Here is a 15201-nt window from a genome sequence, read left to right as displayed (position 1 = left end):
GTCACAGCCCCGCCATGGTGCGCCGCACGATATCGATCCGCGAACTGTTGGGCGGATGCGTGCCAAGGAAACGGTCGCCGGGATCGGGAATGCGGGTAAAGAATTCCGCCCCCCGCAACGGATTATAGCCCGCCCGCGCGGTGATGATCGTGCCAAGGGCATCGGCCTCAAGCTCGAAGTCCTTGGAGTACCGCCGCGCGCCGACCTCAGCACCCAGTTCCTGCGCCGTGCGCACAGCGGTCGCGTCCCCACCGCTGAGCGTGGCGATCCCGGCAAAGATCACCGCGCCCGCCATGGCGTTTTGCTGCTGGCGGCCAATATGGCCCGCGATGTGATGCGCGGCCTCATGGCCCAGCACGAAGGCCAGTTCGTCTTCGTTGCGGGCATCGGCAATCAACGCCAAGGTAAAGGCGACAATCGGGCGGCCGTTTTTATCTAGCGTTTGAAAGGCGTTGGCAGGCTGTCCGGGGCGATCATCGACAACAATGTTAAAGTCGCAATTCATCCCCGTGGTGCGGTTGCGGCACTCCCGCTCGGCCACGGGCTCAAGCGTGCGAACCACCTGCACAAAGCTCCGCGCGGCGGCGTTCGCGCTTAGCCGTGGGCCCGACTGCCCAGTGGTTTGCTGCCCAGTGGTCTGCTGCCCGGTGGTCTGCGGCCGGTCGACCTGGATCGGCCCTGTCTGAACCGGTGCCACCTCGCAGGCCGAAAGCAGGGCGATGACGGCAAATGCGCCAAGGGCATTCAACAATTTCACGGCAAGTCCTCGCTCGGTTTTTCCTCGCCCACCTGTCTATCATGACGCCCCGGCGCTGCCACCCCCGTTCACAGAGCTTTGACGTCCCAACGGCGGTCTTGCGCTTGGCCGCACAAAGCCTAATGTGCCCTCATGTTTACCATCGAGCACGAATTCGACGCCACCGTCATCACCCTGATCGACGAATCCGACGCCCCCCTGCGCGAGGACGTGACCGTCTCTGCCTTTGCAGGACAGATCACGATCGAGCAATGGGACGCGCGCACTGACCGTGTGGTCAAGATCACCCTGTCCCCCGCGCAGCTGAGCGATCTGACGGCGGCATTGAACCTGCCCGAGGGCATCTACCGCAGCAATTCCTAAGGATCGTCACATGGCCACCGGCACAGACATCAAGACCTATTTCAACGGCGCATGGCACGACGGCGATCTGCCCACCATCAAGGCTGCCGATCACGGCGCATGGCTCGGCACCACCGTCTTTGACGGGGCGCGGCTGTTTGACGGGCTGGCCCCCGATCTTGAGGCGCATTGCGCGCGGATCAACCGCTCTGCCCGGGCCCTCATGATCACCCCCACGGTCGAGACCGAGGACATGATCGAGATGTGCCGCGAGGGTCTGAAAAGCTATTCGCGCGATCAGGCGGTCTATATCCGTCCGATGTATTGGGCGCTGGCGGGCGACGAGTTGGGCATCGTGCCGCGCGAAGGCGCCACCGGTTTCGCCATCAGTCTAGAGGCCATCCCCATGGCCCCGCCAGAGGCCGCAACCACCCTCACCCGCACCCGCTTCCGCCGCCCGGTGCTGGAGGATAACGTGGTCAATGCCAAAGCAGGCTGTCTCTATCCCAACAACGCCCGGATGATGGTCGAGGCGCGGTCCAAAGGTTTCGGCAACGCGCTGGTGGCCGATGCCATGGGCAATGTCGCCGAAAGCGCCAGTGCGAACGTGTTCATGGTCAAGGATGGCGAGGTCTTCACCCCCATTCCCAACGGCACGTTCCTTGCCGGGATCACCCGCGCGCGGCATATGTCGAACATGCGCGGCGCGGGCATGAAGGTGCATGAGACCGTCCTCAGCTTTGACGATTTCCATGCCGCCGATGAGGTGTTCCTGTCGGGCAATATGATGAAGGTCACCCCCGTCCGCGCCTTTGACGACACGCAATATGGCACCGGGGACAACCAGAACCCGGTGACCCGCCGCGTGCGCGAAATGTATTGGGATTGGGCCGCAAGTCAGCGCGGCTGAAGGTACGGGCGGCAGCGGCGCGCAAAAGCAATTGCCAGCGCCGCCCGCCCGCGCCATGATCACACCGCACCGGGAGGAGGTGCGGAGAGAGGGTTTGATGCGGAAATTCCTAGTGGTGCTGGACGATAGCACCGAATGTTTGAATGCCATGCGCTTTGCCGCTCTGCGCGCGGCGCGTACCGGGGGCGGCGTGGCCGTCCTGTCGGTGATCCCGCCCGAAGAGTTCAACCATTGGATCGGCGTCGGCGACCTGATGCGCGAAGAGGCCCGCGAGCGGATCGAGGTGCATTTCGAGGTCTTCGCCAAATGGATGCGCGACAAACAGGGCGTCGATCCTGAGTTGATCATCCGCGAAGGTGAGCCCACGGATGAGATCATCCAACAGCTTTCAGATGACCCAGACATCGGCGTGCTGGTGCTCGGCGCCAGCGGCGACCGCAAGAAAGGCCCCGGCCCGCTTGTTACGCAATTGTCGCGCTCTGCCGGGGCACTGCCTGTGCCGATCACCATCGTGCCCGGCGATCTCAGCAAGGAACGGCTCGAAGCGATCACATGACCGCAGCCTGCGCCTGACCCAACCCTGCATCCCGCCCCTCCGTGTGGGCCACACACAATTTAGAACGGTTCTAAACCTTGACTTGCCGCCCGCGCGGGCGCATATCAGAACCCACGCCGAAAGCGAGGTACATCCCATGTTCATCCAGACCGAATCCACTCCGAACCCCGCAACACTCAAGTTCCTGCCGGGTCAGACCGTGCTGGAAATGGGCACCGCCGATTTCCCGACCCCCGACGCCGGTGCGACATCGCCGCTGGCCCAACGGCTCTTTGCTGTTGAGGGTGTGACGGGCGTGTTCTTCGGCACCGATTTCGTCACCGTGACAAAGCAAGACGCGGTTGAATGGGACCATGTGAAACCCGCCCTGCTGGGCGCGATCATGGAGCATTTCCAATCCGGTGAGCCGGTCATGGCCTCTGATCACCAGCCCACATCGGGCCACGCCGCCCATGATGGCGAAGACGGTGAAATCGTCGGTCAGATCAAAGAGTTGCTCGACAGCCGCGTGCGCCCTGCCGTGGCCCAAGATGGCGGCGACATCACCTTTCACGGGTTTGAGCGTGGCGTTGTCTATCTGCACATGCAAGGCGCCTGCGCGGGCTGCCCCTCGTCCACTTTGACGCTGAAAATGGGCATCGAAAACCTGCTGCGCCACTACATCCCCGAGGTGACAGAGGTTCGTCCGGTTGCCTGACCATCGCGCAAGCGGGCCGCTCATTCTGGCCTTCGACACATCGGCCGCGCATTGCGCGGCCGCTTTGCTGTCGGGCGACCGGGTATTGGCGGCGCGCGTGGAGCCGATGACCAAGGGCCAAGCCGAACGGCTGTTGGTGCTTTGCGAGGAACTGTTGAGTGACGCGGGGGTGGCCTACGCCGATCTTGACGCGCTTGGCGTTGGCATCGGACCGGGCAATTTCACCGGCATCCGCATCGCCGTTTCCGCCGCGCGTGGGTTGGCGCTTGGCCTTGGCATTCCGGCAGTCGGGGTCGATGCCTTTGACGCATTGCGCGAGGGTCACGATGGCCCCTGCGCCTGCGCCGTGGATGCACGGCGCGATCAGGTCTTCCTCCAAGGCTTTGACAACGCAGGTATTTCCACCCCCGCCCTTTACGACGCATCCGGTCTTCCGGCCTTCACCGGGCCCCTCATCGGGGCGGGCGGAGAGCCTCCCGCCATGCCGGTGGTCGAAGCCATCGCCCGCATAACGGCCCGCCGTTTCGCCGACAGTCCAGCCCGCCCCGCGCCGCTTTACCTGCGCCCCGCCGATGCCGCCCCGGCGCGCGACGCGGCCCCGGTGCTGCTGCCGTGACACCAGCCGCGCTTGCGGCCCTCCACGCCGCTGCCTTTACCCAAGACAGACCGTGGCAGGAGGCAGAGTTCGCCAGCCTGCTGGACAGCCCCTTCGTGGAGCTTTTCACCCGCCCCGGTGGCTTTGCCCTGACCCGCACCATCGCGGGCGAATCTGAACTGCTCACCCTCGCCGTCGACCCTGCCCGGCAGCGCCAAGGGCTGGGCCGCGCCCTTCTGCACGACTGGTTGGCGGCCCTGCCGGCCGACTGTGACAGCGCCTTTCTTGAGGTTGCCGCCGACAATCTGCCCGCCCGCGCACTCTATGCGAATGAAGGCTTTGCCCAAATTGCCACCCGCCGTGCATATTATGCGCGCAGGGGTGTGGCGGCGGTCGATGCCTGCATTCTGCGGCGCATGTTGACCCGTGGTCACTGTGGCGATCCCGCCGCCCTGCCCGCAAAAAGCGGTTGACCCTACCCCCTGCCTGCGCCCTAAATTACACCTGATCATATGATCCACAAACGCCGTGGCGGCAGCACCTGCCCGACCGCCCGGCACCACAAACCGGGAGACGATAAATGACCCTCATGACGAAATTCCTCGGCGCAGCCGCAGGCTTGGCCGTGACATCGGGCGCCGCGCTGGCCGAACCCGCGCTGATCTTTGACCTCGGCGGCAAGTTCGACAAAAGCTTCAACGAAGCGGCCTTCAACGGCGCGACCCGCTGGGCCGAAGAAACCGGTGGCAAATTCGCCGAGATCGAAATGCAGTCCGAAGCGCAGCGTGAGCAGGCTCTGCGCCGCTTCGCCGAATCCGGTGCCAACCCGATCATCACCATGGGTTTCGCCATGGCCGATCCGCTCTCGACCGTCGCGCCTGACTACCCCGACACGAAATTCGCCGTGGTCGACGTGAACTGGCTCGACCTGCCCAACGTCCGTCAGGTCAGCTTTGCCGAGCATGAAGGGTCCTACCTCGTCGGCGTGATGGCCGCGATGGCATCTGAGTCGAACACCGTCGGCTTTGTCGGTGGCATGGACGTGCCGCTGATCCGCCACTTTGGCTGCGGCTATGCCCAAGGCGTCATGGCGACCAACCCCGATGCCAAAGTCATCGCCAACATGACGGGCACAACCCCCGCCGCTTGGAACGACCCGGTGAAGGGGTCTGAGATCACCAAAGCCCAGATCAACCAAGGCGCTGACGTGGTTTACGCCGCAGCAGGCGGCACCGGCGTGGGCGTGCTGCAAACCGCCGCCGACGAAGGCATCCTGTCGATCGGCGTGGACAGCAACCAAAACCACCTGCACCCGGGCAAAGTCCTGACCTCAATGCTGAAACGTGTCGATGTCGCGGTCTATGACGCGATGATGGCGGGCGAAGACCTCGAAGTTGGCGAAGTTGTGACCCTCGGCCTTGCCGAAGAAGGTGTCGGCGTCGCCATGGACGAGCATAACGCCGATCTCGTGACCGAAGAAATGAAGGCCGCCGTAGACGAAGCGCGCCAGAAGATCATCGACGGCGAGATCAAAGTGGTTTCCTACTACGAGAATGACAGCTGCCCGGCGCTGGACTTCTGAACTTAGATTAACCAAAATGACCACAAGGGCCGCGCCGTTCCACCGGCGCGGCCCTTTCCGAACATGACAGCGTGACACGGACAAAGATGGCTCATTTCCAGATCAAGGGCCGCCACGCCCGCAGGACCTTTTGATATGACCGATACCGCCCCCGCTACCGGCACTGCCCCCGCTACCGGCACCGCGCCAGCGATCGAACTCAAAGGCATCTCCAAAGCCTTCGGCCCTGTGCAGGCCAACAAAGACATCTCGATCCGCGTGATGCCCGGCACGATCCACGGGATTATCGGCGAAAACGGCGCGGGCAAATCGACGCTGATGTCGATCCTCTATGGCTTTTACAAAGCCGACGCGGGTGAGATTTTCATCAGTGGCAAAAAGACCGAGATTCCCGACAGCCAAGCCGCCATCTCGGCGGGCATCGGCATGGTGTTCCAGCATTTCAAGCTGGTCGAGAACTTCACCGTGCTGGAAAATATCATTCTGGGCGCCGAAGATGGCCGCCTGCTGAAGCCCTCGCTCTCCAAAGCCCGCAAAACACTGATCAGCCTGTCTGAGGACTACGGCCTCAACGTCGATCCCGACGCGCTGGTGCAGGACATTGGCGTCGGCATGCAGCAGCGCGTGGAGATCCTCAAGGCGCTCTACCGGCAGGCCGACATTCTGATCTTGGACGAGCCGACCGGCGTGTTGACACCTGCCGAGGCCGACCAGCTATTCCGCATCCTCGGGCGCCTGCGATCTGAGGGCAAAACCATCATCCTCATCACCCACAAGCTGCGCGAGATCATGGAGATCACCGACACCGTGTCGGTCATGCGCCGGGGCAAGATGACCGCGACCGTGAAAACCGCCGAGACCTCGCCGCCGGAACTGGCCGAGCTGATGGTCGGGCGTAAGGTATTGCTCCGCGTGAATAAAAAGCCTGCCACACCGGGCGATGTGATCCTTGATGTCAAAGGTCTGCGCGTGGTTGACGACAAGGGCGTCGAGCGTCTGCGCGGCATCGACCTGCAGATCCGCGCGGGCGAAGTGCTGGGCCTTGCGGGTGTTGCGGGCAACGGCCAATCCGAACTTCTCGAAGTGCTGGGCGGCTATGCCGATGGCACCGGCAGCGTCACGCTAAACGGCACGCCGCTGGACCTTTCGGGCAAGAAATCCGACGGCCAATCGCGCCGCGCCCGCGGCGTGGCCCATGTGCCCGAAGACCGCCAGCGCGAGGGTCTGATCATGGATTTTCAGGCGTGGGAGAACAATGTCTTCGGCTACCACCACGACGACCGCTTCAACAGCGGGCTGCTGATGGACCACGCGGCCATCCGTGCCGATGCCGAAGACAAGATGGAACGCTTTGACGTGCGCCCGCCTGACCCGACGCTCGCGGCCAAGAACTTCTCGGGCGGGAACCAGCAAAAGATCGTTCTGGCCCGGGAGATCGAGCGCAACCCCGACCTGTTGCTGATCGGCCAGCCCACACGCGGCGTCGACATTGGCGCGATTGAGTTCATCCACGAGCAGATCATCGCCCTGCGCGATCAAGGCAAGGCGATCCTGCTGGTCTCGGTCGAACTCGAAGAAATCCTTGCCCTGTCGGACCGCATTGCAGTGATGTTCGACGGACAGATCATGGGCGAACGCGCCGCCGACCAGACCGACGAGAAAGAACTGGGGCTGCTCATGGCTGGCATCACCGACACCGAAAACGAACACAGCGTGGCCGAGGTCGAAGCCAATCTCGCCCGCGCCGGCGGCGACGCCAGCAAGGAGGTCTGAAATGGACGTGATGCCAAAATGGGCCGAGGTGATCCTCGTGCCGCTGATCTCTTTGTTGCTGGCCGCCCTGCTCTCGGCGCTGGTGATCCTTGCTATCGGCGAAGACCCGATTGCCGCCGTGACGCTGATGGTCAAAGGCGCGCTCGGCTCATCCTATGGCTGGGGCTACACACTTTATTACGCGACCAACTTCATCTTCACCGGGCTTGCCGTTGCCGTGGCCTTTCACGCGCGGCTGTTCAACATCGGGGGCGAAGGTCAGGCAATGCTGGGCGGTTTGGGCGTCGCCATTGCCGCGCTCTATATCCCTTGGCCGCATTGGACGCTGGCGCTGATCGGCTGCGGTGTGATGGCCGGGCTTTTGGGCGCGATCTGGGCCGCGATCCCCGGCTGGTTGCAAGCCAAACGCGGCAGCCACGTCGTGATCACCACGATCATGTTCAACTTTATCGCCGCCGCCCTGCTGAACTACGTTCTGGTCAACGTCATGCGCCCGCCCGGCAGCATGGACCCGGCCAGCGCGCGCTTTCCCGAGGCCGTGCATCTGCCCACGTTGCATGAATTGCTGGCCCCGCTTGGCATTGCCTTTTCCAAGTCCGCCCCCGCCAACGTCTCACTGCTCGTCGCCACCGCGGCCTGTATCGTGGTCTGGCTGCTGATCTGGCGCACCCGTCTGGGCTATGAAATCCGCGCCTATGGCCATTCGCAACCTGCCGCCAAATACGCGGGCATCTCGCCCGTGCGCATCACCATGGTCACGATGATCATCTCGGGCGCGCTGGCGGGGCTGATGGCGATCAACAACGTCATGGGCGAAAGCGAACGTCTGGTGCTGAACGCCACCGAGGGCGCAGGCTTTATCGGCATCGCCGTGGCGCTGATGGGCCGCAGCCACCCGGTTGGCGTCTTCTTTGCAGCGCTGCTCTTTGGTTTCCTCTATCAAGGAGGTGCCGAACTGGCCCTCTGGACCTCGATCCCGCGCGAATTGATCGTCGTGATCCAAGCGCTGGTGATCCTCTTTACTGGCGCGCTCGACAACATGGTTCGGATGCCGCTGGAGCGTCTTTTCCTTATGTTCCGCCGCCCCGGCCCCCCTGCCAATTCCGCTGACAGCGAGCCCAAACCCGGCCCCCGCAGCGCCCAGTCGGAGAGCGCGGAATGAGCCCCTATACCCCCCTGAGAAAGCGGGTCTGACCTATGGACTATATCACGCTCATCCAATTGCTCGACAGCACCGTTCGGCTGGCCACGCCGCTGCTTTTGGCCTGTCTTGCCGGTCTCTTCTCCGAACGCGCGGGCGTCTTTGACATCGGGCTCGAAGGCAAGATGCTGGCGGCGGCGTTCTTTTCCGCCGCGGTGGCATCGCTCACCGGGTCGGTCTGGCTTGGCCTTGCGGCGGGCATCGCCTCTTCGCTGGCACTCAGCGCTGTCCACGGGCTGGCCTCGATCACCTTCCGTGGGAACCAGCTCATTTCTGGCGTGGCGATCAACTTTCTCGCCGCGGGCATGACGGTGCTGATTGCCCAAGACTGGTTCGCCCAAGGCGGCCGCACACCCTCGCTCTTTGGCGGCGCACGGTTCGAGCCGATCACCCTGCCCTTTGCCGAGGCCGTGGCCGACGTGCCCTTCATCGGCCCCTTCTACGAAGAGCTGATCTCGGGCCATTCGATCCTTGTCTATGCCGCCTTCCTCGCCGTGCCGCTGACATGGTGGATCCTGTTCCGCACCCGCTTTGGCCTGCGCCTGCGGGCGGTGGGTGAAAACCCTGCCGCCGTGGACACCGCTGGCGTCTCGGTCGTCGGTCTGCGCTATGCCGCCGTGGCCATTGCCGGGCTGCTCTGTGGCGTGGCTGGGGCCTACCTCAGCACCGCGCTGCAGGCGGGCTTCGTCAAAGACATGTCGGCGGGCCGTGGCTTTATCGCGCTGGCCGCGCTGATCTTTGCCAAGTGGCGCCCTTGGTACGCGCTCTGGGCCACGCTGCTCTTTGGCCTTTTCGGCGCGCTAGAGACGCGGCCTGATGTGATCCAGTCGGTCATCGGCATCAAGGTGCAGGGCCAGCTTCTGGGCGCACTACCCTATCTGATGACGGTGGTGATCCTCGCAGGCTTCGTCGGCAAGGCGATCCCGCCCCGCGCGGGCGGCGAACCCTATGTGAAAGAACGCTGACATCCCCCTCCGGCCCTTGCACCCGAGGGCCGGATCGGCGCAACCTATCTCAGTGGTCGCCTTGTCGCGGCAAGCTATGTTGAAAAGCGCGGCCGTTCGGGGCTAGGAAACGTCATGCAAATCTACCTGCCCATCGCCGAAGTTTCGGTTAACGCCTTTCTCCTTCTGGGATTGGGCGGCATTGTGGGCATTCTGTCGGGCATGTTCGGCGTCGGCGGCGGGTTTCTGATCACGCCGCTGTTGTTCTTTGTGGGCATCCCCCCCGCCGTGGCCGTGGCGACTTCGACCAACCAGATCGTCGCGTCGTCTTTTTCGGCCCTGCTGGCGCATCTCAAACGGCGCACGGTGGATTTCCGAATGGGCTGGGTGCTGCTGGCCGGGGGTCTTGTCGGCTCGGGCATCGGCATGTTCATCTTTAACTACCTGAAATCGCTGGGTCAGGTCGATCTGCTGGTGACCCTTTGCTACGTGATCTTTCTGGGCATCATCGGCGGGCTGATGTTCTTTGAATCGCTCCGCGCGATCCGCCGCACCCGCAAGGGCGGGCGCGTGCAGCGCAAGAAACACTACTGGGTCCACGGCCTGCCAATCAAAATGCGCTTTCGGGTATCGGGGCTTTATATCTCGGTGATCCCCCCGGTGCTTGTCGGCGCGGCGGTTGGGATGCTCTCGGCCATCATGGGCGTCGGTGGCGGCTTCATTATGGTGCCCGCGATGATCTACCTGCTTGGCATGCCCACCAAAGTGGTGATCGGCACCTCGCTGTTGCAGATCATTTTCGTGACCGGTTTCACCACCATGCTGCACGCCACAACCAACCAGACGGTCGACATCGTGCTGGCGGTGCTCTTGCTGGTCGGTGGCGTGCTGGGCGCGCAGGTTGGCACGCGCATCGGCGTGCGGATGCAGGCCGAACAGTTGCGCATCTTGCTGGCGGTTCTGGTCCTCGCGGTCTGCGGCAAGCTGGCGCTCGATCTGCTGCTGGAACCGTCCGAGCTTTATTCCCTCAGCCCGGTGGCGGCAGAATGATCCGCGCAGTTCTCGCATTCGCTGGCCTGATGTTCACCGCGCTCACCGCCGCGGCGGAAGAGGAGATCGTGCTGGGCCTCAGCCAAGCCGAAGTCTCCATCACCACCAATTTCGACGGGTCCGAAATCCTCGTTTACGGCGCTGTCAAACGTGAAACGCCAATCCCTGAGGGCGCGCCGCTTGAGGTGGTCGTCACCGTCTCTGGCCCCTCGACCCCGATCATGGTGCGGCGCAAGGAACGGCGCTTTGGCATCTGGGTCAACACCGACGCAGTTGAGGTCGACCGCGCGCCGAGTTTCTATGCCGTGGTCACCTCTGGTCCGCTGTCCGAAGTGCTCAAACGCATCGAAGACCTGCGCCACCGCATTTCCATCCCCCGCGCCATCCGCTCTGTCGGCGCGCCGATGGAGATCGCGGACCCGACCCAGTTCACCGATGCGCTGATCCGCGTGCGCAAGGATGCCAACCTCTACCAAGTCATCGAAGACGGCGTGAAGGTTGACGAACAGACCCTCTTTCGCGCCGCCGTTGCGCTGCCTGCCTCGCTCACCGAGGGCGCCTATGACACGCGGATTTTCCTGACCCGTGGCGGCGATGTGGTGGCGCAATATGAGACGGTGATCGACGTGCGCAAAGTCGGGATGGAACGGTGGCTGTTCAACCTCGCCCACGAACAAGCGTTTATTTACGGGCTGTTGTCGCTGTTTATCGCCGTTTCGGCGGGCTGGGTTGCCTCAGCCGTCTTCGGATTGCTGCGCCGCTAAGCCGCGCCATCCTCTGTCGCTTCCAGCGTCAAAGCCGCAGCCGGAGCGGCGCGCAGATCATCGACGCGCAGCGGCCCAGATGGCTTGCTAAGCCGATTACGCACCACCCAGATCAACCGCTCCTGCGCGCGGGTGATGGCGACATAGGCAAGGCGTTTCCACAGCGGTTGCCCGGCCTCAGAGCGCCCCATCCGCGCGGCCGCATAAAGATCGGGCGCAAAGACCTGCACGTTCTCCCACTGGCTGCCCTGCGCCTTGTGGATCGTCACAGCAGCGCCGTGCAGAAACGTGGCCCCCATACGCGCGGCGAAGGGAATAAAGGGCTCTTCCTCATCCGGTTTTTCGATTTTCACGATCGACGCGGCACTTACCTGCGGGTCTTCGGCACCGATGACGTGCAACCTGCTGAACCCCGGCTTTCGTCCCTCGCCCAGATAGACCACCTGCGCGCCCTTGATCAGGCCGCGCGCTTCTAGGTCGAGGCGTTTCTTGCGGTGCTTCAACGGCAATTCGATCCCGTCGCAGATCAGCGGCTCGCCGGCCAACAATGCATCTTCGGGCGCGCCATGCACGGCGCGGAAGGCGTTGATCAACCGAATGCGCGTGGCGTTGCGCCAAACCAGCACAGGGCTGCGCGCCATCAGATCAACCTCAACCCGCTGGCCCCAAACCACGCGATCATCCTTGCGTGCCGCGTCTTCGATCATCCGCTCGAAGTCATGAAACTCCAGCTGCGGGTCGGCCAGCGCATGGGCCAGATCAAGGATCGGATTGTCAGCTTGCTGTCGGTGGATACGGTTGAGGTTCAACACCCGCTTTTCGGGCAGTTTTTCAAACACCATCGTGCCGGATTGCCCCACCGGGGCCAACTGCGCCGGATCGCCGAACAGAAGCAGCGTCGGGAAAATCTCTTTCAGGTCCTCGAACTGTTTGTCATCCAGCATCGAGCTTTCGTCGACAAAACCGATATCCAACGGGTCTTCGCGCCGCTTCCATCCGGTGATGAAATCACTGCCCCGCAAGCCTGCCGCCGCCAGCGCACCGGGCACGGATTTGTTGTTCGCGAAAAACGTCGCTGCCCGGTCGAGCGCGACTTCGCTCAGCCCTTCGATGTCCGGCTTTTCGCCGTTCCCGGTCAGCCATTCCGCGATGCGCTCGTATTCAGGGTGGTAAACCGGCGTGTAAAGAATACGGTGGATTGTCGTCGCGGGCACGCCGCGCAGACGCAAAACGCTGGCCGCTTTATTGGTCGGCGCAAGGATCGCCAGCGTGCGTTTCTCGCGTTTCTTGCGCGATTCGTAATCGCCCGAGACGATGTCGACGCCCGCCGCTTCCAAGGCCCGATAAAGCTCGGCCAGCAGCAGTGTTTTGCCCGATCCGGCCTTGCCCGTCACCGCCATCACCTGATCCGGCCCGCCCGCAGGCGGCATCAGCAATGAATCGTCCAGATCAATGCCCGCAGAGCGCAGCATCTCGGCCACCTTATCATGGGCGGCGGCTTGGTCTTCGGAGTAGGTGAGCGCGGTAGATGTCATTGGGCGACCCTAATTGAGCCCCGCGCCGGGGGCCAGATGGCTTTGCCCTGCCCGCCCGCGATTCACGTGAATTATCCACCTCAGACGACGATCAGCCCCCGGCTGAGCGCGCGTGCGACGGCATGGGTCGTGTTCGATGCGCCCAGTTTGAACCGCGCGCTTTCCACATAGGCCCGCAGCGTGTGTTCCGAGATCGACAACCGGTCGGCCACCTGCGCGCGGCTATAGCCCACTGCCAACAGCGTCATCGCATCGACCTCACGGGGGGACAGCGCCTGCACTGCGCAGGGCGCACGGTCCGGGGCCAGTGCCAATGCCTTCTCGTTGAAACAATGCGCCGCCCAGATCAGATCGCGCCGGTGCCGCGCGGTGAAGGCGGCCCAGACCCCATCTGTGCAACTATGGTTCGTGGTAAACAGCGCAAATTGCCCATGCGGCCCCCGGATCGGGACCGAGAAACCCTGATTGCCGACCCCGTGGTCCAAGGCATCCCGGTGGAACTGCCGCGCCGCGCGAGAGGACCAATCGAGGTCTTTCCAGTCCACCGGTTCAAACCGGCGATAGCAGCCAGCGACAACTGGATCGATGCGGAGGTAGTTGTGCGCCTGATAGCGTTCGGACCAGAGCGGCCCATAGGTGCCGCAGCCATATTGCACGCCCGCCGTGTCGACCCAGTGATAGACCACATGCAAAATGCCGTAGTGATCGCGCAGGTCTTCGCAGGCTTGGCCAAGATCGGGTTGGCCGTCAGCCTGTGCCAGCCTTTCCCAAATGCGTTCCAGATGCGGCTCTATCCTCATGCGTCCGGCCTATGGCCCTTTCGCGTTGCAAGGACATCTCGGCCAGAGCGATAAGCGCCGCGTCGTCCAACTGTTCCGCCGTGCGCGGCAGTTGGTTCGCCATGGCAAAAGCCCTGAGATCGGCCAATACGTCCAATATCCAATCATCTTGCATGAGGGTCGCCCAGCTTTGGTTAATGGCAGATTAATACAACCATAGCATGTGCACGATTTCGCACCATCCGCGCTTTTCGTCCCCCCAGAAATGGCGGGGTTGGCTGCGGTAAGTCTTTGTTCTGGTTGCGGACAAACGAAAAACCCCCCGGCCGGGGCCACGGGGGGGATCTTGTCTCAGACTATCGGTATCGCTCAGTCGCGCGCCATCACCGTGTCTTCGAGTGTGCGCAGTCCGGTCGTGGGGGCCTGCACCAGCACCGACATATTGCCCGGCTTATGCTCATTGCGCATCATCTTCATATGCGCCTCGGGCAAATCGGCCCAGCTAAAGACTTCGGACATGCAGGGATCAAGACGGCGTTCCATCATCAACTTATTCGCCGCGCTCGCCTGTTTCAGATGGGCAAAGTGGCTGCCCTGCAAACGCTTCTGGTGCATCCACATATAGCGCACATCGAAGGTCAGGTTAAAGCCGCTCGTCCCGGCACAGATCACCACCATGCCGCCCTTTTTGACCACGAAGGTCGAAACTGGGAAAGTCGCCTCGCCGGGGTGTTCGAACACCATATCGACGTTCACGCCTTTGCCGGTGATGTCCCAGATCGCCTTGCCGAACTTGCGGGCCTCTTTGAACCACTCGTTATATTCCGGCGTGTTCACCGTGGGCAGCTGGCCCCAGCAGTTGAAATCCTTGCGGTTCAACACGCCCTTGGCGCCCAGGTCCATCACGAACTGCCGCTTGCTCTCGTCCGAGATCACGCCGATTGCATTGGCGCCTGCGGTGTTGATGAGCTGGATCGCATAGGAGCCAAGGCCGCCCGACGCACCCCAGACCAGCACGTTCTGGCCGGGCTTCAGGTCATGCGGTTCGTGACCGAAAAGCATCCGATAGGCAGTGGCCAGCGTCAGCGTGTAACAGGCACTTTCTTCCCATGTCAGGTGCTTGGGGCGCGGCATAAGCTGCTGGCTCTGCACGCGGGTGAACTGAGAGAACGACCCATCGGGCGTCTCATAGCCCCAGATGCGCTGGCTGGACGAATACATCGGGTCGCCGCCGTTGCATTCCTCATCGTCGCCATCGTCTTGGTTGCAGTGGATCACCACCTCGTCGCCGACTTTCCAGCGGGTCACCTTGTCGCCCACCGCCCAGACGATGCCAGAGGCGTCGGAACCTGCGATGTGATAGGGCTCACCATGGCCGTCAAAGGGGCTGATCGGCACGCCGCGCGCGGCCCAGACACCGTTGTAGTTGATGCCCGCCGCCATGACCAAGACCAGCACGTCCTGACTGTCGAGTTGGGGCACATCGACGACTTCCTGCAGCATTGCGCTATCCGGGTCGCCGTGCCGCTCGCGGCGGATGGCCCAAGCATACATCTGTTTCGGGACATGACCCATCGGGGGCATTTCACCCACTTCATACAGGTCTTTTTGCGGGGCGTCATAGTCGGCGTGTTTCGTATCCAGTGCCATGTGGGCCTCCTGCCGGTGATCGGTATCTACAAGGTCTGTGCCGCACTGCAGAATCGCGGCGGCTCC

Annotated in this window: 17 protein-coding genes; 12 read left to right on the top strand and 5 right to left on the bottom strand. The window is 62.9% G+C overall.

Translation table 11 applies throughout. The annotated features are described in order from the left end of the window. Nucleotide 1: 1 nt before the first annotated feature. A complete protein-coding gene (locus K3762_RS04745; RefSeq protein ID WP_132446851.1) occupies nt 2-757 on the bottom strand; it encodes a M48 family metallopeptidase in 756 nt (251 codons plus the stop codon). A gap of 132 nt (nt 758-889) precedes the next feature. Between K3762_RS04745 and K3762_RS04740 the strand changes: the two genes are divergently transcribed. From K3762_RS04740 to K3762_RS04685, 12 genes are all read left to right on the top strand, one after another. After that, a complete protein-coding gene (locus tag K3762_RS04740) occupies nt 890-1120 on the top strand; it encodes a hypothetical protein (RefSeq protein WP_067625976.1) in 231 nt (76 codons plus the stop codon). Between the two features lie 10 nt (nt 1121-1130). Then, nucleotides 1131-2009 (top strand): branched-chain amino acid aminotransferase, encoded by an 879-nt coding sequence (locus tag K3762_RS04735; RefSeq protein ID WP_132446853.1) that lies wholly within the window; start codon nt 1131-1133, stop codon nt 2007-2009. 97 nt (nt 2010-2106) lie between these two features. Next, nucleotides 2107-2565 carry a universal stress protein gene (locus K3762_RS04730; protein WP_040700546.1) on the top strand — a complete coding sequence of 153 codons (459 nt, stop codon included), beginning with the start codon at nt 2107-2109 and terminating at the stop codon, nt 2563-2565. Between the two features lie 136 nt (nt 2566-2701). After that, a complete protein-coding gene (locus K3762_RS04725) occupies nt 2702-3262 on the top strand; it encodes a NifU family protein (RefSeq protein WP_093928438.1) in 561 nt (186 codons plus the stop codon). Further along, nucleotides 3255-3878: a tRNA (adenosine(37)-N6)-threonylcarbamoyltransferase complex dimerization subunit type 1 TsaB gene (gene tsaB / locus K3762_RS04720; protein ID WP_260011836.1), complete on the top strand. Its 624-nt coding sequence runs from the start codon at nt 3255-3257 to the stop codon at nt 3876-3878. Before K3762_RS04725 ends, tsaB begins: the two co-directional genes overlap by 8 nt. Then, nucleotides 3875-4330, top strand: a complete 456-nt coding sequence (locus tag K3762_RS04715; protein ID WP_120350496.1) for a GNAT family N-acetyltransferase — start codon at nt 3875-3877, stop codon at nt 4328-4330. The genes tsaB and K3762_RS04715 overlap by 4 nt, the downstream gene beginning before the upstream one ends. Before the next feature lie 107 nt (nt 4331-4437). After that, nucleotides 4438-5439, top strand: a complete 1002-nt coding sequence (locus tag K3762_RS04710) for a BMP family protein (RefSeq protein ID WP_260011834.1) — start codon at nt 4438-4440, stop codon at nt 5437-5439. A 135-nt stretch (nt 5440-5574) separates the two neighbouring features. Then, nucleotides 5575-7212, top strand: a complete 1638-nt coding sequence (locus K3762_RS04705) for an ABC transporter ATP-binding protein (RefSeq protein ID WP_260011832.1) — start codon at nt 5575-5577, stop codon at nt 7210-7212. A gap of 1 nt (nt 7213) precedes the next feature. Beyond that, nucleotides 7214-8374, top strand: coding sequence for an ABC transporter permease (locus K3762_RS04700; protein WP_260011829.1), 1161 nt, complete (start codon nt 7214-7216; stop codon nt 8372-8374). Between the two features lie 35 nt (nt 8375-8409). Next, the gene (locus K3762_RS04695) at nt 8410-9378 is read left to right on the top strand and encodes an ABC transporter permease (protein WP_120350493.1); all 969 of its coding nucleotides are present in this window, start codon (nt 8410-8412) and stop codon (nt 9376-9378) included. Nucleotides 9379-9492: 114 nt separating this feature from the next. Further along, entirely contained in the window at nt 9493-10407 is a 915-nt protein-coding gene (locus K3762_RS04690; protein WP_120350492.1) for a sulfite exporter TauE/SafE family protein, read from the top strand. After that, nucleotides 10404-11171: a TIGR02186 family protein gene (locus K3762_RS04685; RefSeq protein ID WP_132446590.1), complete on the top strand. Its 768-nt coding sequence runs from the start codon at nt 10404-10406 to the stop codon at nt 11169-11171. Before K3762_RS04690 ends, K3762_RS04685 begins: the two co-directional genes overlap by 4 nt. On the opposite strand, the gene K3762_RS04680 is transcribed toward K3762_RS04685, so the two are convergent. The 4 genes from K3762_RS04680 to ccrA all read right to left on the bottom strand — a co-directional run bounded on the left by K3762_RS04680 (nt 11168) and on the right by ccrA (nt 15135). Continuing rightward, nucleotides 11168-12706 (bottom strand): ATP-dependent RecD-like DNA helicase, encoded by a 1539-nt coding sequence (locus K3762_RS04680; protein ID WP_260011825.1) that lies wholly within the window; start codon nt 12704-12706, stop codon nt 11168-11170. The two genes, K3762_RS04685 and K3762_RS04680, sit on opposite strands and share 4 nt — an antisense overlap. A gap of 80 nt (nt 12707-12786) precedes the next feature. Beyond that, entirely contained in the window at nt 12787-13506 is a 720-nt protein-coding gene (locus tag K3762_RS04675) for a LuxR family transcriptional regulator (protein ID WP_260011823.1), read from the bottom strand. Beyond that, nucleotides 13454-13660: a hypothetical protein gene (locus K3762_RS04670; protein WP_120350489.1), complete on the bottom strand. Its 207-nt coding sequence runs from the start codon at nt 13658-13660 to the stop codon at nt 13454-13456. The genes K3762_RS04675 and K3762_RS04670 overlap by 53 nt, the downstream gene beginning before the upstream one ends. A gap of 194 nt (nt 13661-13854) precedes the next feature. Beyond that, nucleotides 13855-15135, bottom strand: coding sequence for a crotonyl-CoA carboxylase/reductase (gene ccrA, locus K3762_RS04665; protein ID WP_067630432.1), 1281 nt, complete (start codon nt 15133-15135; stop codon nt 13855-13857). Between the last annotated feature and the right edge of the window lie 66 nt (nt 15136-15201).

The sequence above is a fragment of the Sulfitobacter sp. W074 genome (genome assembly GCF_025142275.1).
GTDB classification, from domain to species: Bacteria; Pseudomonadota; Alphaproteobacteria; order Rhodobacterales; family Rhodobacteraceae; genus Sulfitobacter; species Sulfitobacter profundi.
Note: the sequence above shows the minus strand (reverse complement) of the source record. Positions and strands in the feature narration are given on the sequence as shown.

Excerpts from the sequence above, each read along its gene's own strand:
- K3762_RS04740 (WP_067625976.1), top strand. The coding sequence starts at position 890 with ATGTTTACCATCGAGCACGAATTCGACGCCACCGTCATCACCCTGATC.
- K3762_RS04735 (WP_132446853.1), top strand. The coding sequence starts at position 1,131 with ATGGCCACCGGCACAGACATCAAGACCTATTTCAACGGCGCATGGCAC.
- K3762_RS04730 (WP_040700546.1), top strand. The coding sequence starts at position 2,107 with ATGCGGAAATTCCTAGTGGTGCTGGACGATAGCACCGAATGTTTGAAT.
- K3762_RS04725 (WP_093928438.1), top strand. The coding sequence starts at position 2,702 with ATGTTCATCCAGACCGAATCCACTCCGAACCCCGCAACACTCAAGTTC.
- K3762_RS04710 (WP_260011834.1), top strand. The coding sequence starts at position 4,438 with ATGACCCTCATGACGAAATTCCTCGGCGCAGCCGCAGGCTTGGCCGTG.
- K3762_RS04705 (WP_260011832.1), top strand. The coding sequence starts at position 5,575 with ATGACCGATACCGCCCCCGCTACCGGCACTGCCCCCGCTACCGGCACC.
- K3762_RS04700 (WP_260011829.1), top strand. The coding sequence starts at position 7,214 with ATGGACGTGATGCCAAAATGGGCCGAGGTGATCCTCGTGCCGCTGATC.
- K3762_RS04695 (WP_120350493.1), top strand. The coding sequence starts at position 8,410 with ATGGACTATATCACGCTCATCCAATTGCTCGACAGCACCGTTCGGCTG.
- K3762_RS04690 (WP_120350492.1), top strand. The coding sequence starts at position 9,493 with ATGCAAATCTACCTGCCCATCGCCGAAGTTTCGGTTAACGCCTTTCTC.
- K3762_RS04685 (WP_132446590.1), top strand. The coding sequence starts at position 10,404 with ATGATCCGCGCAGTTCTCGCATTCGCTGGCCTGATGTTCACCGCGCTC.
- K3762_RS04680 (WP_260011825.1), bottom strand. The coding sequence starts at position 12,706 with ATGACATCTACCGCGCTCACCTACTCCGAAGACCAAGCCGCCGCCCAT.
- K3762_RS04675 (WP_260011823.1), bottom strand. The coding sequence starts at position 13,506 with ATGAGGATAGAGCCGCATCTGGAACGCATTTGGGAAAGGCTGGCACAG.
- K3762_RS04670 (WP_120350489.1), bottom strand. The coding sequence starts at position 13,660 with ATGCAAGATGATTGGATATTGGACGTATTGGCCGATCTCAGGGCTTTT.
- ccrA (WP_067630432.1), bottom strand. The coding sequence starts at position 15,135 with ATGGCACTGGATACGAAACACGCCGACTATGACGCCCCGCAAAAAGAC.